Here is an 18,580-nt window from a genome sequence, read left to right on the forward strand (position 1 = left end):
GACGCCCAACCCTGGTCTTGCCGTGTGCGCAGGACAGCGCACACGAGCAAGCGGCTGCCAAGCCGACACGGACGTACTTGCGGCGTCCCCGCACTCCGACACCGCCCCGCCACCCCACGGATAGCTCCCTTTTGCCGTTGCCGTTGCCGTTGCCGTTGCTTGCAGCTTCGGCAGGTGCAGGGCTGCAAGCCCTGCCGAAAACCCCCTTGGGCGTAGAATGCGGCCATGAGCGAATCCCTTGATAACCACCTGGTCCACGGCCGCCGCCAGCGGCCCGACGGCCCGTCGCCGATCGATGTCATCTCGGTCCAGTCGCAACTTGTCTACGGCCATGCCGGCAACAGCGCCGCCGTACCGCCGATGCGCGCGCTCGGCGTGCGCGTAGCCGAAATTCCGACCGTGCTGCTGAGCAACGCGCCGTTCTACGACACCACCCGCGGTCGCGTGCTGCCCGCCGACTGGTTCGCCGATCTGTTGCGGGGCACCCACGAGCGTGGCCTGCCGCAGCGGGCGAGGATGCTCGTCTCCGGCTACTTTGGCAGCACGGCCAATGGTGCCGCCTTCGCCGACTGGCTGGACGACATCCTGCCGGCCTGCCCGCAGCTGCGTTACTGCCTGGATCCGGTGATCGGTGATACTCACACCGGCCCCTACGTGGAACCGGGCCTGGAAGCGATCTTCGCCGAGCGGTTGTTGCCGCATGCCTGGCTGGTGACCCCGAACGCCTTTGAACTGAATCGCCTGACCGGCATGCCGGCGCTCGCCGAGGCCGATGCCATCGCCGCCGCACGCACGCTGCTGGATCGTGGCCCGCACTGGGTGATCGCGCACAGCGTAGGCGGCACCCCGGGTGAACTGGTGACCCTGGCCGTTGGCCGCGAGGAGACCTGGCGCTGGACCTCGCCGCTGCTGCCGGTGGACGTGGCCGGTACCGGCGATGTGCTGATGTCGCTGGTGGTGTCGTTCCTGCTGCGCGGCGAATCGATGCAGCAGGCGATCTCGCGTGCGATTGCCGGCACCCACGCGGCGCTGGAGGCGACCCTGGACAACGGCTTCGAAGAGTTCGACGTGATTGCTGCAGCGCCTGCCGCGCTGGCCGAAGGGTCGCGCTTCCGCGCCGAACGCGTGGCATGAGCGGCCTGCTCGAACGTACGCCGCGCACGGTCGGCATCATCGGCAGTGCCGGCGCCTACGGGCGCTGGTTGACCCGCTTCTTCCAGCAGCACATGCAGCTGAAGGTGATCGGCCACGATCCGGCCGATCCGGACTCGCATACGCCGGAAGAGCTGCTGGCGCAGGCCGACGTGCTGGTGTTCTCGGCGCCGATCCGGCACACGCCCGCGTTGATCGCCGAGTACGTGCGGCAGTCCGCAGGCCGTGAACGCGACCGACTGTGGCTGGACGTGACCTCGGTGAAGGAAGCGCCGGTCCAGGCGATGTTGGCCTCTCAAGCCGAAGTGGTCGGCCTGCACCCGATGACCGCTCCGCCCAAGGCGCCGACCTTGAAGGGCCGGGTGATGGTGGTCTGCGAAGCGCGGCTGCAGCACTGGCAGCCGTGGGCCGATACACTGTGCACGGCGTTGCAGGCTGAGTGCGTGCGCGCCACGCCGCAGCACCACGACCAGATGATGGCGCTGGTACAGGCGATGGTGCATGCCACTCACCTGGCCCAGGCCGGCGTGCTGCGCCAGTACCAGCCGCAGCTGGGCCATCTGGCCGCGATGATGCCGTATCGGTCGGCATCGTTCGAGCTGGATACGGCGATCATCTCGCGCATCCTGTCGCTCAACCCGGCGATCTACGAAGACATCCAGTTCGGCAACCCATACGTAGCGCCGATGCTGGAGCGGCTGGTCGGCCAGCTGCAGTCCCTGCAGGCGCAGGTCGGTCAGGGTGACGACGGTGCACGTGCTGCATTCCGGGAGCAGCTGCTGTCGGCCAATCGCACTGCCTTCGGCGAGCAGGCGCTGGCGGACGGCAATTACACATTCGAACGCGTGGGCTATCTGCTGGCTGACCTGACCGAGCGCAATGCGTTGTCAGTGCACCTGCCGGAAGACCGGCCGGGGTCGTTGCGTGAACTGCTGAACGTGTTCGAGCAGCACCGCATCAGCCTGGCGTCGATCCATTCTTCGCGAACGCCTGGCGGCGAAGTGCATTTCCGTATCGGATTCGTGGCCGGCAGCGATCCGGCGGCGATCACCCGGGCGGCGGCCGAGGTGGACGCCACCGGCATCGGACGGGTGCTGGGCTGAATTCATCCACAGGCGATGTGGATGGTTTCTGAGCAAAGGTGTGGATAACCGCGCGCAGCCCTTGGCAGCCAAGGCTGTCAAGATGCTTGGTGAAAAATTGACCATGCTTTTTTGTAGCGTCGAGCCATGCTCGACCGCCTTTGGCAAAAAGCATGTCGACCAAGGTCGACACCCACCAGAGCGGGGCGGAATGAAATCCGGTAGCGCCGGGCCATTCCCGGCGAACCTCAGATCGTCAACCTCAACTCGCCGCCACTGGTGGTGAACTCGCGGCCATCGCGCACCAGCGGCCGCCCATCATCCAGCTCGTAGCGCGGCGTGGCTTCGGAATGGTGCCCGCTGCCATTCGCCTCGGGCTTGAACTCGATGATGATGTGACTTTCGCCGTTGCTGTCGACGGCGGGGAACTGACGGAACGACATCGTGCACCTCCTTCAGCGGATGCTGCATTTGCGCGGCCAGCTTGGCCGCGCCGATGTTAGCCGGACGTCATCAATCGATGAACTGCAGGCGTGCCAGTTCAGCGTACAGTCCGTCTTCGGCCAGCAGCTGTGCGTGCGTGCCCTCGGCGACGATGCGGCCCTGGTCCATCACCACGATGCGGTCGGCCTTGAGCACGGTGGCCAGGCGGTGGGCGATGACCAGCGTGGTGCGACCCGCCATCAACCGTTCCAATGCCTGCTGCACGCTGTGTTCGCTCTGTGCATCCAGCGCGCTGGTGGCTTCATCCAGCAGCAGGATCGGCGCATCCTTCAGCAGCGCACGGGCAATCGCCACACGCTGCTGCTGCCCACCGGACAGGCGGGCACCGCGCTCACCCAGCTCGCTGTCATAGCCCTGCGGCAACGCGCGCAGGAAACCGTCGGCCTCGGCCGCTCGTGCGGCATCCTCGACCTCGGCGTCGCTGGCCTGCAGGCGGCCATAGCGGATGTTGTCGCGGGCACTGGCAGCGAACAGCGTAGGCTGCTGTGGCACCAGCGCCAGCTGCGCACGCAGCTCGGCCGGGTCGACCTGGCGCACGTCGATGCCGTCCACGTCGATGCGGCCGCTGGCCGGGTCATGGAAGCGCAGCAGCATCGAAAGCACCGTGCTCTTGCCCGCCCCTGACGGACCCACCAGCGCTACGGTCTCGCCGGGGCGCACATGCAGGTTGAAGTGGTCCAGTGCGGCCTGGTCCGGTCGCTGCGGGTAGTGGAACACCACGTCGTTGAACTGGATTTCGCCACGCAGCGGCTGCGGCAGTGCATGCGGCTGTGCCGGTGCGCGGATCTCGATGTCTTCCTGCAGCAGTTCGCCGATGCGGCCCATGCCGCCGGCCGCGCGCTGCAGCTCGTTCCATACTTCGGCCAGGGCGCCCACCGAGCCGCCGCCGATCAAGGCATACAGCACGAACTGACCCAGCGTGCCGGCGCTGAGGCGGCCGTCGATGACGTCGTGCGCGCCCAGCCACAGCACACCGACGATGGCGCCGAACACCAGCAGGATGGCGCTGGCGGTGACCAGCGACTGTGCACCGATGCGGCGGCGGGCGGCGCCGATGGCGTCACCGAGCGCCTTGTCGAAGCGACCGCGTTCGTATGGTTCGCGTGCATGTGCCTGCACCGTGCGCACCGCGCCCAGCGTCTCGCTGGCCAGGCTGTTGGCATCGGCGATGCGGTCCTGGCTGTTGCGCGCGACCGTGCGCAGCTTGCGCGCACCGATGATGATCGGCAGCACCGCCAGTGGAATGCCGAGCAGCGACCATGCGGCCAGCCGCGGGCTGGTGACGAACAGCATCGCCAGGCTGCCGATGACAGTGACCGTGCTGCGCAATGCTACGGACATGGTCGAGCCGACCACGCTGCGCAGCAGTTCGGTGTCCGCGGTCAGGCGCGAGACCAGTTCGCCGCTGCGGCTGCGGTCGTGGAAGCCGGCGCCCAGCTGGATCAGGTGGGCATACAGCTGGCTGCGCAGGTCGGCCACGACTTTTTCGCCGAGCAGCGACACGAAGTAGAAACGCGCGGCCGTGCCCAACGCCATCACGACCGCCACCAGCATCAGCAGGGCGAAGGCGCGGTTGATCTGGCCGCCACTGCTGAAACCATGATCGATCATCTGCTTCACCGCCGGCGGCAGGCTCAGCGTGGCGGCCGAAGACACCGCCAGGGCCAGCAGCCAGGCGGTGAACAGCCCGCTATGGCGGCGCACGAATGGCCACAGCGTGCGCAGGCTGCCGAGGCGCCGCAGCGGCGGGGTCGAAGCGGGGGCGTCGTCCTTGTCAGTCATCCTGGTCGTCGTCTTCTATGCGGATACGGTCACGGGTGGCGTCGCGCAGGCGGATTTTCAATGCGTCGACCTGATCGGCAGGCAATTCGATCCGCAGGCACACGCCATGGGCATCGAACTGTTCATCGCGCTTTTCGGCACCGAAGGCGGGCAGGGTGGCGTGCAGGGTACCCAGATCCTCGAAGCCGGCCAGCAGCTGCAGCCGGGCCATCACTAGCAGCGGTAGGCGCGGCGCGGTACGCAGGCACTCGGCGGCGGCGCCACCGTAGGCGCGTACAAGGCCACCGGCGCCGAGCTTGATACCGCCGAACCAGCGGGTCACCACCACCATCACCCGGTCGAAACCCTGGCCGTCGATCGCCGCCAGGATCGGACGTCCAGCCGTGCCGGCCGGCTCGCCATCGTCGCTGGAGCGATAGTCCTGCCCGTGCCGGTAGGCCCAGCAGTTGTGGGTGGCATCGGCCACCGCGACCTGCTGCAGGAACGCCATGGCCGCTGCGGCGCCTTCGATCGGCGCGGCATGGGCGATGAAACGGCTGTGTTTGACTTCCAGCGTGTGGCTGACCGGCTGGGCGAGAGTATCGAGCATTCCCGCCATTCTACGGGGTTGCCGGGTATTCCCGTCCGCTTCAGTCGTCCAGCAGTGGGCGCAGGTCGCGTGGCAGGCGCGCTTCCGGGTACTGCTGCATGTAACGCTCCAGGCTGGCACGGGCCAGATCGCGCTGGCCGTCGTCGCGTCGTGTACGGATTTTCTGCAGCCACTGCCGACGCGGCAGTCGTGCGTCGGCGTCCACCTCGGCCTGCACGGCGTCCGCGCTCAGGCCCGCATCGGTGCTGCGGCGCATGATGCCTGGTGCGGAACGGCTGGGAGCCTCACGCTTCATCGAGGTGATTTCTACCCGGTCCAGCGCCTGCGCCCGCTCGACTTCGGCGGCATTCGCTGCCGGTGCTGCGGCCGTGCGTGCTTTCAGCGCCCCGGACGCTACCGGCGCGAATGCCGGTGCCGGTGCCGAGTAGGCGGCGGGTGCCGGTGGCGCAGGCGGCGCCGCTGCCGGCGCTGCGGCCGGAGCGGGCGGAAGGGCCGCAAAGGAGGTATCGGCGGCGGCATCTGCAGCCATCGATCGTGCAGCCTGGGCCGGCGCGTCAGCGGACTCGGCCGGCGCAGGCTTGCGCGTGCGCGCGATGACCGGTGCCGGTGCCGGGGCAGCGGCAACAGGGCCTGCCTCGGGCGCTGCGGGCGTAGCGGCCGGTTCCGCAGCCGCCACCGCGCTGTCGGCCGCACTGCTGTCAGCGGCCTGATCGGCAGCCGCAACGTCTTCTGCAGCAGCCGGTGCCGCAGCAACAGCGGCCTCACCGGCCGGAACCGGCGGCGGTTCCGGACGCAGCTGCCAGGCGATGCCAATGGCGAACACCATCGAGGCGGCGATGCCGAACACCGCCGGCCAACGCGGGCGTGCGCGCTGCGTGGGCGGCGCCTCGGGAGAGGCGACCGCATCGGCAGCCGGAGCGTCCACGGCAGCGCGGGCCGCGGCCAGGATGGCGGCGTCCAGTGCGGCGGGCGGTGCCTGATCGGCGCGACGGCCGAGCAGGCGGGACAGCTCGCGTTCTTCCGGCGTCAGCGGTTCGTCTCGGTTCATGCGTTCAATCCCGCACGCAGCTTGTCCATCGCATAGCGCAGCCGCGATTTCACGGTTTCCCGGCCTACGCCGGTGATCTGGCCGATCTCCTCCAGGCTCAGTTCCTGATCCAGCCGCAGCTGCAGCACTTCGCGCTGCTCCGGCGGCAGTTGTTCCATCGCCAGCTGGATGCGGCGACGTTGTTCGAATTCGGAAAGCTCACCTTCCGGGGTCTGCCCATCCTCGATCGCGGCCAGGCGCAGATCGGCGTCGGCCGGCGCGGCGGGGCGATGACGGGCGGCACGCCAATGGTCATTCAGGCGGTTGTGCGCAATGCGGAACAACCAAGTGCTGAACGCCGCCTCGGGCTGCCAGCCGGCGCGGGCGCTGATCACCCGCTGCCAGACGTCCTGGAAGATCTCCTCGGCCAGCGCGTTGTCGCGCAGTTGCCGCAGCAGGAAGCCGAACAGGCGCTTGCGATGGCGCGCATACAGGCTTTCGAATGCGCGCAGGTCGCCACCGGCCCAGGCCAGCATCAAGGCTTCATCGGTTGGCAGTGCGCTGGCTTCCACGGCGCACAGGGTAAGGCCTGCAGGCGATGGCGCATAGCCGGTGGCGGGGGCGGGCAGGGCGAGGGTCATGGCTCGGAAGGGGCTACGGACAGCAGGAAAAACGTACGGGCGCACGATTCGGGGTTTACGGGCTTCCATTGCCCCCCGGGTGGCGCGCTATGCTCGGCGGCTCAGGGGAGGCGACGCACCGACGGCGCCAAGAGATTGTCATTTGTCCACGCATGCTGAACCGGCGGAAGAGCCACCACACGAGGCCGTGCTGAGCACGGCGCTGGTGCGCGCGTTGCATGCGCTTTTGCCGGAAACGGCCGTGGTCCGCGTCGGCTGGGACGACCCGCAGCTCGGTCGTGGCCAGGGGGGCTGGCCGACAGCGGCTGCCGGAGGTGATGCGGCGGCACCCGGCGCGGGCGATGGCCAGCACGGCTGGGAACATGATGGTGCGCGCCTGCTGTTGTCGGTCGAAGGCGCAGTGCCTTCGCCGGCATGGTGGGGCGTTGCCCGGCAGGCGATGGAGCTGGCGCTGCAGCGCGGCCGCCAGGCCGGCCAGATCAAGGCACTGGAAGAGGCCGAGCGGTTGCAGCAGGCCCTGTTCCAGATTGCAGACCTGGCCGGTGCCGACCTTGAAATGCCCGAGATGCTGCGCCACGTGCATGGTGTGCTGGGCACGCTGATGTATGCCGAGAACTGCTACATCGTGGAATACGACGATGTGCGCGACCAGATCCGGTTCCTGTACTTCGCCGATCAGGTCGATGACTTCGTCGCCGATCCCACGCAGAGCCATGACGCCAGCGAGATGCCGCGCAGCCTGACCGTGGCGCTGCTGCGCCATGGCAAACCGCTCAGTGGTCCCTCGCGCAAACTGCTGGCGCAGGTGATGGAACAGGAGCACGACCCGCAGCGTGGGCCGGAAAGCCTGGACTGGCTGGGCGTGCCGATGCTGCGCGATGGCCGTGTATGCGGTGCCATCGTGGTTCAGAGCTATGAACAGGCGGCCCGCTATGGCGAGGCCGAGCGCGCATTGCTGGGTTTCGTTGCGCAGCATGTGCAGACCGCGATGGACCGGCGCCAGGCGCAGGTGCGGCTGGAGCAGCAGGTAGAGCGGCGTACCCAGGAACTGCAGCGCGCCAACCACAGCCTGCAGGACGAAGTAACCGAGCGGCGTCGCGCCGAACAGCTGCAGACCGCGCTCTACAACATTGCCGAGATGGCGATGTCGGCCGACAGCCTGGCCCAGTTCTACGGACAGGTGCATGGCGTGGTTGGGCGCCTGCTCGACGCACGCAATTTCTACATCGCCCTGGTCAACCCGGCCGGCAACGGCCTGGATTTCGTGTATTCGGTGGACGAGCACAATGCCAGCCGCGCGCCACGGCCCTTCAGCCGGGGCCTGACCGAATACGTGGTGCGCAACCGGCGCCCGCTGCTGGCCTCGCGCGCGCAGATCGATGCACTGCTGGCCAGTGGCGAAGTGCGTGAATCCGGTGCGCGTTCGCACTGCTGGCTGGGCGTACCACTGCTGCGCGACGACGAAGTGGTCGGCGCGATCGTGGTGCAGAGCTACAGCGAGAACAGCATTTTCAGCGTGCATGACCAGCGCCTGCTGACCTTCGTCGCACAGAACATCGGTACCGGCCTGGCCCGTCAGCGCGACCAGCAGCGGCTGCGTTCGGCGCATGCCGAACTGGAAAAGCGCGTGGAAGAACGTACCCGCGAGCTGGCCGAGGTCAACGAGAAGTTGCTCGGGCAGATTGGTGAACGCCTGCGGGCCGAGCAACGCCTGACCCATCAGGCCATGCACGATGCGCTGACCGGCCTGCCCAACCGCCTGCATTTGCTTGATCGCCTGCAGGATTCGCTGGCGCTGGCCAAGCGTGATGGTGGGCCGGTGTTCGCTGTGCTGTTCCTCGACCTGGACCGCTTCAAGCTGGTCAACGACAGTATCGGCCACGCTGCCGGTGACCGCATGCTGGTGGAAGTGGCCAAGCGCATCGTATCGATGGCTGGCGCCGAGGACGTTGTGGCGCGGCTGGGCGGTGATGAATTCGCGGTGCTGCTGCAATGCCCGCAGGGCCTGGCACAGGCGCTGGACTTTGGCCAGCGCCTGCTGCTGGCGCTGCAGGAATCGATGTGGATCGCCGGGCGCGAACTGTTCCCGTCCGGCAGCCTGGGCATCGCCCTGTGGAACCCGCGCTACCGCACCGGCGAAGAGCTGCTGCGCGACGCCGACGCGGCCATGTACCGGGCCAAGGCGCAGGGTCATGACCGCTGCGCGATCTTCGACGAAGACATGCGCGAGCAGGCCATGCGCAGCCTCGACCTGGAGGCCGACCTGCGTCGTGCGATCAACCACCGCGATTTCGTGCCGTTCTACCAGCCGATCGTGCGCCTGTCCGATGGCGAGGTGGTGGGCCACGAGGCGCTGCTGCGCTGGCAGCATGAGCGCCGCGGCCTGCTGCTGCCGGGCGCGTTCCTGGAGCTGGGTGAAGAGAGCGGCCTGATCGAACAGGTCGACTGGCTGATCTACGAGCAGGTCATTGCAGGGTTGGCGCAGGGGGGCGAAGGCTACGTCTCGGTGAACGTCTCACCCCGGCATTTCCGCTCCGCCGAATTCAGTGACCGCCTGTTCGGCCTGCTCGACAGCTGCGGTGCCGATCCGTGCCGGCTGCGCCTGGAGATCACCGAGGTGGCGCTGCTGGACGATGGCCCGCACACGCTGCGCATCCTGCAGGGGCTGCGCGAGCGCGGCATCCAGGTGCAGCTGGACGATTTCGGTACCGGCTTCTCCGCGCTGTCCTACCTGCACCGTTTCCCGATCAGTACGCTGAAGATCGACCAGAGCTTCATCGCCGGCCTGCATGGACCGGAAGTGCAGAGCACGCGCGCGCTGGTCGAAGGCGTACTGTCGCTGGCGCGCACGCTGGGCATCGAGACCATCGGTGAAGGCATCGAGACCGAGGCGCAGCGGCAGACCCTGCGCGAACTGGGCTGCGATTACGGCCAAGGCTATCTGCTGGGGCGGCCTGCCCCGTGGTCGCACGCGGCGGCCTGAGCCACCGCGTGCGGCTGCATCAACGCAGGGCGGCCCGGCGCTTCTCGTCGATCCACTTCGAGGCCTGGGCCGGCTGGTAGTTCTTCATCCACTCCAGCATCGCTTCGATGTCCGAGCCGTACCACAGGTCCTGGCGCTGGTCCGGGTGCAGGAAGCGCTCTTCCACCATGCGATCGATCATGCCGATCAGCGGGGCGTAGAAGCCTTCCACATCGAGGAACGCGCACGGCTTGTTGCCGATGCCCAGCTGGCGCCAGGTCAGCATCTCGAAGATCTCTTCCATGGTGCCGAAGCCGCCGGGCAGGGTGACGAAGCCATCGGCGAGGTCGAACATGCGCGACTTGCGCTCATGCATCGAACCGACGATCTCCAGTTCGGTCAGGCCGCGGTGGGCCACTTCCCAGTCGGCCAGCTGACGCGGGATCACGCCGGTCACTTCGCCGCCAGCGGCAAGCACGGCATTGGCCACGGTTCCCATCAGGCCGACGTTGCCCCCGCCATACACCAGGCGCAGGCCGTCGCGGGCGATGCGGTCGCCCAGTGCAATGGCGCGTTCGGTATAGGCCGGCTTGCTGCCAGCGTTGGAACCACAGTACACACAGATCGATTTCATGGATCTTCCTGTCTCTTGGCCGGAAACGAAAACGCCCCGTCGCCGACCGCAGGGCGGTCAGGGACGGGGTGCCCAAGGATTATGAGGCCTTGAGAGGCCTTCTGTAGAGCCGAGCCGCGCTCGGCTGCTCTTCGTTCAGATCGCGGCAAAGGCGCCAGCCGAGCATGGTCTATGCCGGTCGTCCTGTCCGGCACCCTTCGGGCCGTCGCCAGCGACGTTGGCAGCGGCTCCTGCCGCTGCCTTCGGCTCTACCGAAGCGGGGGTTTACGCCGCCGCCGCCTGCTCGCGGCGCGGGCCTTCACGCAGGGCGCGGCCGACCATGCCCACCAGCAGGTCCAGCTCTTCGCTGTCCATGCCGAAGTGCGGGGTGAAGCGCAGCGAGTTCTCGCCACCGTGGATCACGTTGATGCCGTGCTGGCGCAGCCATTCCTCGGTGGAATTGGCGCCGTAGCACTTGAACTGCGGGGCCAGCTCGCAGGAGAACAGCAGGCCGGTGCCCTGCACCTTGGTGATCAGCCCGCCCAGCTCGTTCTTCAGCTGTTCCAGCTTACGCACGGCCTCGGCACCGCGTTCGGCAATGTTGGCACGCACCTGCGGGGTCAGCTGGGCCAGGGTGGCGCAGGCCACGTCCAGCGCACGCGGGTTGCTGGTCATGGTGTTGCCATAGATGCCCTTGCGGTACAGCTGCGCGGCATGCTCGGTTACCGCCAGCACGGACAGCGGGTACTGCGCGGCGTTGAGCGCCTTGGAATAGGTCTCCATGTCCGGCGGGGCCAGGCCTTCGAAGCCCGGGTAGTCCACCACCGAGAGCACGCCATGCGCGCGCAGGCCGGCCTGGATCGAGTCGAGCAGCAGCAGGCTGCCATGGGCACGGGTCAGTTCACGGGCCACGGCATAGAACGACGGCGGCACCGAGCGGCCGGGGTCGCCTTCGCCCATCACCGGCTCCAGGAACACCGCTTCGATGAACCACTGGTTGCGTGCGGCATCCTCGAACACCTTGCGCAGGCCGGCCTCGTCGTACGGCGCCACGGTGATCACCGAGTCCTCGCCGCGATAGCTGGCCAGGTGCTGCATGTAGCTCTTGCGGCTGGAATCGGAATACAGCGCCGGGCGGTCGGTACGGCCGTGGAAGCTGCCCTTGACCACCACGCGCTTGATCGCGGCGCCGGCGTGGCGCGCGCCGGGGTCGGTCTGCAGCTTGGCGTTGACGTCGGCGATGCGGGCGGCCAGGCCGACGGCCTCGGAACCGGAATTCAGGCACATGAAACGGGCGAACGGGCAGCCGCCACGGCGGTGGCCGATCTCGGCGCGCAGGGCGGTGATGAAGCGCTGCTGCGACAGGCTGGGGGTCATGATGTTGGCCATCACCTGCGGGCGGGCCATCGCCTCCAGCACGGCATCCGGGGTGTGCCCGAAGCCGAGCATGCCGTAGCCGCCGGCGTCGTACAGCACGGCGCCCTTCAGGGTGACCACCCACGGGCCGCGCGCGGCCAGTGCCACGTACGGGGTCACCGCGTCATCGGCATAGAAATTGACGAAACCGTCCTGCATCGCGTCGATCTGCGCCTGTTCGTCCTGCGCCAGCAGCGGCCCCAGGTCGGCCTGCACGCGCGCGAATTCCTCGGCGGCGGCGTCCACCGCGGCGATCAGCTGCGGGTGGTTGGCGGACAGGGTGGTCAGGGTGGCATCGTCCAGGCCGGAGGTGAGGCGGGTGCCGGGCTGGTTGCGCAGGGGGGCGAGGCGTTCGATGAAGCTCATTGCAGATCTCCTGAAACAATGGGTCGCACGGGTCTTCAAAAGCAAAACGCGCGTCATCACGCGCGCTTGGGGCAGGCTCGTGCAGCGGACTTCCGGCTCGATGCTAGCACTTGTTTTTTTGCGCGATAACCCCGCAGAAACCTGCTGCATAGCAGCATTTTGCGCGACGTTCGCCGCGAAGCGCGCCGGCTCGCAGACGCTGGACGTACAATGCGCGCCATTGTCGACCTGTTGCCGCCCACTGCCTTGAAGAAGTCCGATTTCCACTACGACCTGCCGGCTGAACTGATCGCGCAGGCGCCCCTGGCCGAACGTTCCGCAAGCCGCCTGCTGCTGGTCCCGCCGGCGCCCGATGGCTTCACCGATCTGCAGGTGCGTGATCTGCCATCCCTGCTGCAGCCGGGGGATTTGCTGGTGTTCAACGACACCCGGGTGATCCCGGCGCGCCTGTTCGGGCAGAAGGCCAGCGGTGGCCGCGTGGAGATCCTGATCGAGCGCCTGCTCGGCGGCCAGCAGGCCCGTGCCCAGGTCGGCGCCAGCAAGTCGCCGAAGGCCGGCAGCCGCATCGCGCTGGATGCCGGTGGCGAAGCCGAGGTGCTGGGTCGCGATGGCGAGTTCTACGTGCTGCAGTTCCATGTGCCGGAATCGCTGGAACAGTGGCTGCTGCATGCCGGCCGCCTGCCGCTGCCGCCGTACATCCAGCGCGAGCCGGGCGTGGACGACCGCGAGCGCTACCAGACCGTGTTCGCGCGCGAAGTGGGCGCGGTGGCGGCGCCGACCGCCGGCCTGCATTTCGACGAACCGCTGCTGGCCGCGCTGAAGGACAAGGGCGTGGACTTCGGCCATGTCACCCTGCACGTCGGCGCGGGCACCTTCCAGCCGGTGCGCGCCGATGACCTGAAGGATCACGTGATGCACCGCGAGTGGCTGAACGTGGGCGCGGAGCTGGTGCAGCAGGTACGGCGCACGCGCGCGGCCGGCGGCCGGGTGATCGGCGTCGGCACCACCGTGGTACGCGCGTTGGAAAGCGCGATGCGCGATGGCGAGCTGCTGCCGTTCGCCGGTGAAACGCAGATCTTCATCACCCCGGGCTACCGCATCCGCAGCGTCGACGCGATGGTGACCAACTTCCACCTGCCGGAAAGCACGCTGCTGATGATGATCTCCGCGTTCGCCGGCAAGGAAAGGGTGTTCGAGGCCTACCAGCACGCGATCGAGCAGCGCTACCGCTTCTTCAGCTACGGCGACGCCATGCTGCTGTTCCCGCAAGCGGGGTAGGGGGCTGACCTCTGCCTGCTTGTGGTGGGTGCGCACCGTTGGTGCGCACTTGCAGGTGCCTGGAGACCAGGAAAGCCACGCATGGCGTGGCTCTACTGCCGTGCCGTTCAGGCCTGAATGGGCGGTCGAGCCGGTTTTGGGAGACAATGAGCGACTATTTGCCCGAATGACCGCTCCATGTCCCGATTGCAGTTCCAGCTCCAGACCCGCGACGGCCGTGCCCGCCGTGGCCGCCTGACCTTCCCGCGTGGCACGGTGGAAACGCCGGCCTTCATGCCGGTGGGGACCTATGGCTCGGTCAAGGGCATCCTGCCGGACCAGGTGCGTGCGCTGGGCGCCGAGATCATCCTCGGCAACACCTTCCACCTGTACCTGCGCCCGGGCCTGGACATCATCGCCGACCACGGCGGCCTGCACGGCTTCTGCCGCTGGGACGGCCCGATCCTGACCGACTCCGGCGGCTTCCAGGTGTTTTCGCTGGCCCACCGCCGCAAGATCACCGAGCAGGGCGTGACCTTCGCCTCGCCCACCGACGGCGCTCGCGTGTTCCTGGGCCCGGAGGAGAGCATGAAGATCCAGAAGGTGCTCGATTCGGACGTGGTGATGATCTTCGACGAGTGCACCCCGTACCCGGCCACCGAAGACGTCGCCCGCCGTTCCATGGAACTGAGCCTGCGCTGGGCGCAGCGCAGCCGCAACGCGCATGACGAGCTGGGCAACGACGCGGCCCTGTTCGGCATCGTCCAGGGTGGCGTGCACACCGACCTGCGCAGCCGCTCGGCGGAGGCCCTGCAGGCGATCGGCTTCGACGGTTACGCCATCGGCGGCCTCGCCGTGGGCGAGCCGGAGCACGAGCGCAATGCCATGCTCGACCACCTGGACCCGGAGCTGCCGGGTGACCGCCCGCGCTACCTGATGGGCGTGGGCCGACCGGAAGACCTGGTCGAGGGTGTCGCACGTGGCGTGGACATGTTCGATTGCGTGATGCCGACCCGCAACGCGCGCAACGGCCACTATTTCACCTCGTTCGGCACCGTCCGCATCCGCAACTCGCAGTACGCGCGCGACATGGATCCGATCGAGCCCGGCTGCGGCTGCGTGGCCTGCACCGGTGGCTACACCCGTTCCTACCTGCGCCACCTGGACCGCTGCAACGAGATGCTGGCGCCGATGCTGGGTACCCTGCACAACCTGTTCTATTACGAAAAGCTCATGGCCGACATCCGTGCGGCGATCGAGGCGGGAACCTTCCTGGCCTTCCGTGAGTCTTTCTACGCGGCACGCGGGGCGGTCGCGCCGCCCCTGTAAACCGAGTACCCCCTGCCAAACGGCCCAAGGACGAACGCCCGGGGCCGTGGCATACTTCAAGGCTGACCCAGATCCGCGGTCGACACCCCGTGCCCGTGAAAGGGCCGGAGCGCCGCCCAACCAAAGGACCAACGATGAACCTGCTTGCTTTCCTGATTCCCGCCGCCCACGCCCAGGCCGCCGGCGGCCAACCGCAGGGCATGGGCCTGACCACGCTGCTGTTCCCGGTCATCCTGATCGCCATCATGTACTTCCTGATGATCCGCCCGCAGATGAAGCGGCAGAAGGAGCACAAGGCCATGCTGGAGAAGATCAAGCGTGGCGATGAAGTGCTGACCAATGGCGGCATCGCCGGCATCGTCACCGACATCGGCGACAACTTCATCACCATCGAAGTGGCTGACAACGTGCGCATCCGCGTGCAGAAGGGCGCTGTCGGCAACGTGCTGCCGGCCGGTACCCTGAAGTCGGCCCAGTAAGCCACTCCCTTTCCGATGCACAACCGCGGCGCCGGGGATGGCGCCGCGCGGGACCCAAGCAATGCTCGAATTTCCACGCTGGAAGTACGTCGTCATCCTGATCGTACTGGCGCTCAGTGCGCTGTACGCGCTGCCCAACATCTACCAGAAGGACCCGGCCGTCCAGATCACCGCCAACCGTGGCGGACAGGTCGACGACGCGCTGCGCGACCGTGTGCTGGCCGACCTGAAAAAGGCCGGTGTGGACGCCCTCGGTGCCGAGAAGGAAGGGGAGAGCCTGATCGTCCGCCTGCCGGACCTGAAGGCGCAGTCCGCTGCCAGCGACGCCCTGCGTGACACCGTCGGCGAGAAGTACACCGTGGCCCTGAACCTGGCCTCGACCGTGCCGGACTGGCTGGCCAACCTCGGCGGTCGCCCGATGGTGCTTGGCCTGGACCTGCAGGGCGGCGTGCACTTCGTGCTGCAGGTCGACCAGAAGGCCGCGCTCGACAAGCGCCTGGATGCCTACACCGAAGACGTGCGCAGCACCCTGCGCGACGCCCGCATTCCGTACCAGTCGGTGGAACGTCGTGCTGACAACAGTATCGTGGCCAACCTGAGCCCGTCCGCCGGCGACGACGCCGCGCAGCGTGCCCGCACCGCCCTGGTCAAGGCGCAGCCGACCCTCGGCTACGACGTCAGTGGCAATCGCATCACGGTGACCGTGCCGGAAACCGAGATCACCCAGATCGCCAACGGCGCCATAGAGCAGAACATCAACACCCTGCGCAACCGCGTGAACCAGCTGGGCGTGGCCGAGCCGATCATCCAGCGCCAGGGTGCCGACCGCGTGGTCGTGCAGCTGCCGGGCGTGCAGGACACGGCCGAAGCCAAGCGCATGATCGGCGCCACCGCTACCCTCGAGTACCGCGCGGTGGTTGACGGCAATGCACAGGACGCCATCAACTCCGGCCGCATTCCGCCGGAAGCGAAGGTCTACCAGCGTCGTGATGGCGGTGGTCCGGTCCTGCTGAACAAGCGCGTGATCGTCACCGGTGACCAGATGGTCGGCGCGCAGGCGGTGACCGATTCGAACAGCGGTTCTCCGGCGGTCAGCGTGACGCTGAACAATGTCGGCGGCCAGCGCATGTTCGACTTCACCAGCGCCAACGTGAACAAGCCGATGGCGGTGGTCTACACCGAGCGCGTACCGACCGTGACCGTTGTCGACGGCCAGGAAGTGCGTGGCTTCAAGGTCAACGAGGAAGTGATCTCGGTGGCCAACATCAACGGCGTGTTCGGAAAGAACTTCCAGACCACCGGCCTTCAGAAGAAGGAAGCCGAGGACCTGGCCAAGCTGCTGAAGTCCGGCTCGCTGGCCGCGCCGATGGACTTCGTCGAAGAGCGCGTGGTCGGCCCGAGCCTGGGTGCCGAGAACGTCAAGAACGGTATGCGCGCGGTGGTGTTCGCATTCCTGTTCACCCTGGTGTTCTTCAGCGTCTACTACCGCATGTTCGGCGTGATCACCTCGATCGCGATGCTGTTCAACCTGCTGATCGTGGTGGCGGTGATGTCGCTGTTCGGCGCGACCATGACCCTGCCGGGCTTTGCCGGCCTGGCGTTGTCGGTCGGCCTGTCAGTGGACGCCAACGTGCTGATCAACGAGCGTATCCGTGAAGAACTGCGTGCCGGCGTGCCGGGCAAAACCGCGATCGTGACCGGTTACGAGCGTGCTTCGGGCACCATCCTCGACGCCAACCTGACCGGCCTGATCGTCGGTGTGGCGCTGTTTGCATTCGGTACCGGTCCGCTGAAGGGCTTCGCGCTGACCATGATCATCGGTATTTTCGCCTCCATGTTCACCGCGATCACCGTGTCGCGTGCGCTGGCGACGCTGATCTACGGCCGTCGCAAGAAGCTCCAGAACGTGGCCATCTGACGGGACGACACGCACAATGAAACTGTTTCCGCTGCACATCCTCCCGAACGACACCAAGATCGACTTCATGCGCTGGCGCCATGTCGCCATGGCGGTCACCATCGTGGTGTTCTTGGCCTCGATCAGCATCATCGCGTTCAAGGGCTTCAACTACGCGCTGGACTTCACTGGCGGTACGCTTATCGAAGCCCGCTTCGATAAGCCGGTGGACGTCGAGCAGGTTCGTACCAAGCTTGAGCAGAATGGCTTCGATGGCGCCCAGGTGCAGAGTGTCGGTGGCAACACCGACCTGCTGATCCGCCTGGCGCCGCACGGCGAGCATGCTCCGGGCACGGGTGCTGCCGCCACCGAAGACAAGGCTACCGCTGCCGCTGTAGTGAAGGCACTGTCCACGGCTGACAACCAGGCCACCGTGCTGCGCAACGAGTTCGTCGGCCCGCAGATCGGCAAGGACCTGGCGATGAATGGCCTGTACGCCACCATCTTCATGCTGGCCGGCTTCCTGATCTACATCGCCGTGCGCTTCGAATGGAAGTTCGCGGTCACCGCCAGCATCGTGGCGATGTTCGACCTGATCGTGACGGTGGCTTACGTGTCCCTGCTGGGCCGTGAGTTCGACCTGACCGTGCTGGCCGGCCTGCTGTCGGTGATGGGCTTTGCGATCAACGACATCATCGTGGTCTTCGACCGCGTCCGCGAGAACTTCCGCAGCCTGCGCGTGGACTCGATGGAAGTGTTGAACCGTTCGATCAACCAGACGCTGTCGCGTACGGTGATCACCGCGGTGATGTTCTTCCTGTCGGCGCTGGCCCTGTACATGTACGGCGGCAGCTCGATGGAAGGCCTGGCCGAGACGCACATGATCGGTGCGGTGATCGTGGTGCTGTCCTCGATCCTGGTTGCGGTGCCGATGCTGACGATCGGTTTCCTGCGCGTCAGCAAGCAGGACCTGCTGCCGAAGGCGAAGGACGTCGAGGCCCTGGCCCGTCGCCCGTAAGCATCCGCTGCACGCAGCACACAGAGAACCCCGCGCAGGCGGGGTTTTTTGTTGGCCGGGCTGGTACGCGTCATCGCATGCGCGCTGTCGCTCCCACGCTTCGCTGCGCGAACCGTGGGCCCCACTTACCAGCTCCCAGACCCCCGCCGCTTCGCGGCCGCCCCCTGACTCAGGGGGCTCTGCCCCAGACCGGTTCCGAGCGGCTGTTGGTGGGTGCCGACCGTTGGTCGGCACATCTGTCAGATATCGAATGAATCATCCACGCATGGCGTGGATCTACTGGGGCGCGCGGCTGTTGGTAGGTGTCGACCTTGGTCGACACGATTTTTCTGTCGGATATCGATATCCGAGCCCGTGCCGACCAACGGTCGACACCCACCAGAGCAGAAAGCCGTCCTGGCAGATCGCGGAAAACTGTCGAAGGCGGGGTGGGTCCGGTTGCGGGGGTGTCCGCGGCATGGATGCC

Annotated in this window: 15 protein-coding genes; 8 read left to right on the forward strand and 7 right to left on the reverse strand. The window is 67.1% G+C overall.

Annotated features, from left to right (window positions below):
* Window positions 1–225 precede the first annotated feature (225 nt).
* Both pdxY and ACTJJM_RS20175 read left to right on the forward strand, forming a co-directional pair.
* On the forward strand, window positions 226–1,134 hold the full coding sequence (pdxY, locus tag ACTJJM_RS20170; RefSeq protein ID WP_049411460.1) for a pyridoxal kinase: 909 nt from the start codon (window positions 226–228) through the stop codon (window positions 1,132–1,134).
* Complete coding sequence (locus ACTJJM_RS20175) at window positions 1,131–2,255, forward strand: prephenate dehydrogenase (RefSeq protein ID WP_053442853.1); 1,125 nt, start codon at window positions 1,131–1,133, stop codon at window positions 2,253–2,255. Before pdxY ends, ACTJJM_RS20175 begins: the two co-directional genes overlap by 4 nt.
* A gap of 227 nt (window positions 2,256–2,482) precedes the next feature.
* On the opposite strand, the gene ACTJJM_RS20180 is transcribed toward ACTJJM_RS20175, so the two are convergent.
* The 5 genes from ACTJJM_RS20180 to ACTJJM_RS20200 all read right to left on the reverse strand — a co-directional run bounded on the left by ACTJJM_RS20180 (window position 2,483) and on the right by ACTJJM_RS20200 (window position 6,672).
* Window positions 2,483–2,677, reverse strand: coding sequence for a hypothetical protein (locus ACTJJM_RS20180; RefSeq protein ID WP_005409247.1), 195 nt, complete (start codon window positions 2,675–2,677; stop codon window positions 2,483–2,485).
* Window positions 2,678–2,747: 70 nt separating this feature from the next.
* The gene (locus ACTJJM_RS20185; protein ID WP_217015658.1) at window positions 2,748–4,520 is read right to left on the reverse strand and encodes an ABC transporter transmembrane domain-containing protein; all 1,773 of its coding nucleotides are present in this window, start codon (window positions 4,518–4,520) and stop codon (window positions 2,748–2,750) included.
* A complete protein-coding gene (locus tag ACTJJM_RS20190; protein ID WP_126561084.1) occupies window positions 4,513–5,109 on the reverse strand; it encodes an IMPACT family protein in 597 nt (198 codons plus the stop codon). The genes ACTJJM_RS20185 and ACTJJM_RS20190 overlap by 8 nt, the downstream gene beginning before the upstream one ends.
* A gap of 40 nt (window positions 5,110–5,149) precedes the next feature.
* On the reverse strand, window positions 5,150–6,157 hold the full coding sequence (locus ACTJJM_RS20195; RefSeq protein WP_049411455.1) for a hypothetical protein: 1,008 nt from the start codon (window positions 6,155–6,157) through the stop codon (window positions 5,150–5,152).
* The gene (locus ACTJJM_RS20200) at window positions 6,154–6,672 is read right to left on the reverse strand and encodes an RNA polymerase sigma factor (protein ID WP_229301621.1); all 519 of its coding nucleotides are present in this window, start codon (window positions 6,670–6,672) and stop codon (window positions 6,154–6,156) included. The genes ACTJJM_RS20195 and ACTJJM_RS20200 overlap by 4 nt, the downstream gene beginning before the upstream one ends.
* Window positions 6,673–6,919: 247 nt before the next feature.
* Here ACTJJM_RS20200 and ACTJJM_RS20205 point away from each other — a divergent pair, with 247 nt between their 5' ends.
* On the forward strand, window positions 6,920–9,760 hold the full coding sequence (locus ACTJJM_RS20205) for an EAL domain-containing protein (RefSeq protein WP_440865925.1): 2,841 nt from the start codon (window positions 6,920–6,922) through the stop codon (window positions 9,758–9,760).
* A 19-nt stretch (window positions 9,761–9,779) separates the two neighbouring features.
* Here the strand turns inward: ACTJJM_RS20205 and ACTJJM_RS20210 are convergent, their stop codons facing one another.
* Window positions 9,780–10,373 (reverse strand): TIGR00730 family Rossman fold protein, encoded by a 594-nt coding sequence (locus ACTJJM_RS20210; protein WP_010484495.1) that lies wholly within the window; start codon window positions 10,371–10,373, stop codon window positions 9,780–9,782.
* A 264-nt stretch (window positions 10,374–10,637) separates the two neighbouring features.
* Window positions 10,638–12,134 (reverse strand): aminotransferase class III-fold pyridoxal phosphate-dependent enzyme, encoded by a 1,497-nt coding sequence (locus tag ACTJJM_RS20215; protein WP_262103000.1) that lies wholly within the window; start codon window positions 12,132–12,134, stop codon window positions 10,638–10,640.
* A 210-nt stretch (window positions 12,135–12,344) separates the two neighbouring features.
* Here ACTJJM_RS20215 and queA point away from each other — a divergent pair, with 210 nt between their 5' ends.
* The 5 genes from queA (at window position 12,345) to secF (ending at window position 18,114) form a co-directional block, all read left to right on the forward strand.
* Window positions 12,345–13,412, forward strand: coding sequence for a tRNA preQ1(34) S-adenosylmethionine ribosyltransferase-isomerase QueA (queA, locus tag ACTJJM_RS20220; protein WP_010484499.1), 1,068 nt, complete (start codon window positions 12,345–12,347; stop codon window positions 13,410–13,412).
* Window positions 13,413–13,589: 177 nt separating this feature from the next.
* On the forward strand, window positions 13,590–14,720 hold the full coding sequence (tgt, locus tag ACTJJM_RS20225; protein ID WP_029379947.1) for a tRNA guanosine(34) transglycosylase Tgt: 1,131 nt from the start codon (window positions 13,590–13,592) through the stop codon (window positions 14,718–14,720).
* A gap of 134 nt (window positions 14,721–14,854) precedes the next feature.
* The gene (yajC, locus tag ACTJJM_RS20230; protein WP_005409257.1) at window positions 14,855–15,199 is read left to right on the forward strand and encodes a preprotein translocase subunit YajC; all 345 of its coding nucleotides are present in this window, start codon (window positions 14,855–14,857) and stop codon (window positions 15,197–15,199) included.
* Window positions 15,200–15,260: 61 nt separating this feature from the next.
* A complete protein-coding gene (gene secD, locus ACTJJM_RS20235; protein ID WP_010484504.1) occupies window positions 15,261–17,117 on the forward strand; it encodes a protein translocase subunit SecD in 1,857 nt (618 codons plus the stop codon).
* Window positions 17,118–17,133: 16 nt separating this feature from the next.
* Entirely contained in the window at window positions 17,134–18,114 is a 981-nt protein-coding gene (secF, locus tag ACTJJM_RS20240) for a protein translocase subunit SecF (protein WP_071305791.1), read from the forward strand.
* Window positions 18,115–18,580 lie beyond the last annotated feature (466 nt).

Origin of the sequence: Stenotrophomonas sp. 22692 (assembly GCF_052045015.1) — a bacterium.
GTDB classification, from domain to species: domain Bacteria; phylum Pseudomonadota; class Gammaproteobacteria; order Xanthomonadales; family Xanthomonadaceae; genus Stenotrophomonas; species Stenotrophomonas geniculata.

Bases quoted from the DNA above. Each gene is read 5' to 3' on its own strand.
- pdxY (WP_049411460.1), top strand. From the start codon at position 226: ATGAGCGAATCCCTTGATAACCACCTGGTCCACGGCCGCCGCCAGCGG.
- ACTJJM_RS20175 (WP_053442853.1), top strand. From the start codon at position 1,131: ATGAGCGGCCTGCTCGAACGTACGCCGCGCACGGTCGGCATCATCGGC.
- ACTJJM_RS20180 (WP_005409247.1), bottom strand. From the start codon at position 2,677: ATGTCGTTCCGTCAGTTCCCCGCCGTCGACAGCAACGGCGAAAGTCAC.
- ACTJJM_RS20185 (WP_217015658.1), bottom strand. From the start codon at position 4,520: ATGACTGACAAGGACGACGCCCCCGCTTCGACCCCGCCGCTGCGGCGC.
- ACTJJM_RS20190 (WP_126561084.1), bottom strand. From the start codon at position 5,109: ATGCTCGATACTCTCGCCCAGCCGGTCAGCCACACGCTGGAAGTCAAA.
- ACTJJM_RS20195 (WP_049411455.1), bottom strand. From the start codon at position 6,157: ATGAACCGAGACGAACCGCTGACGCCGGAAGAACGCGAGCTGTCCCGC.
- ACTJJM_RS20200 (WP_229301621.1), bottom strand. From the start codon at position 6,672: ATGCTGGCCTGGGCCGGTGGCGACCTGCGCGCATTCGAAAGCCTGTAT.
- ACTJJM_RS20210 (WP_010484495.1), bottom strand. From the start codon at position 10,373: ATGAAATCGATCTGTGTGTACTGTGGTTCCAACGCTGGCAGCAAGCCG.
- ACTJJM_RS20215 (WP_262103000.1), bottom strand. From the start codon at position 12,134: ATGAGCTTCATCGAACGCCTCGCCCCCCTGCGCAACCAGCCCGGCACC.
- queA (WP_010484499.1), top strand. From the start codon at position 12,345: ATGCGCGCCATTGTCGACCTGTTGCCGCCCACTGCCTTGAAGAAGTCC.
- tgt (WP_029379947.1), top strand. From the start codon at position 13,590: ATGTCCCGATTGCAGTTCCAGCTCCAGACCCGCGACGGCCGTGCCCGC.
- yajC (WP_005409257.1), top strand. From the start codon at position 14,855: ATGAACCTGCTTGCTTTCCTGATTCCCGCCGCCCACGCCCAGGCCGCC.
- secD (WP_010484504.1), top strand. From the start codon at position 15,261: ATGCTCGAATTTCCACGCTGGAAGTACGTCGTCATCCTGATCGTACTG.
- secF (WP_071305791.1), top strand. From the start codon at position 17,134: ATGAAACTGTTTCCGCTGCACATCCTCCCGAACGACACCAAGATCGAC.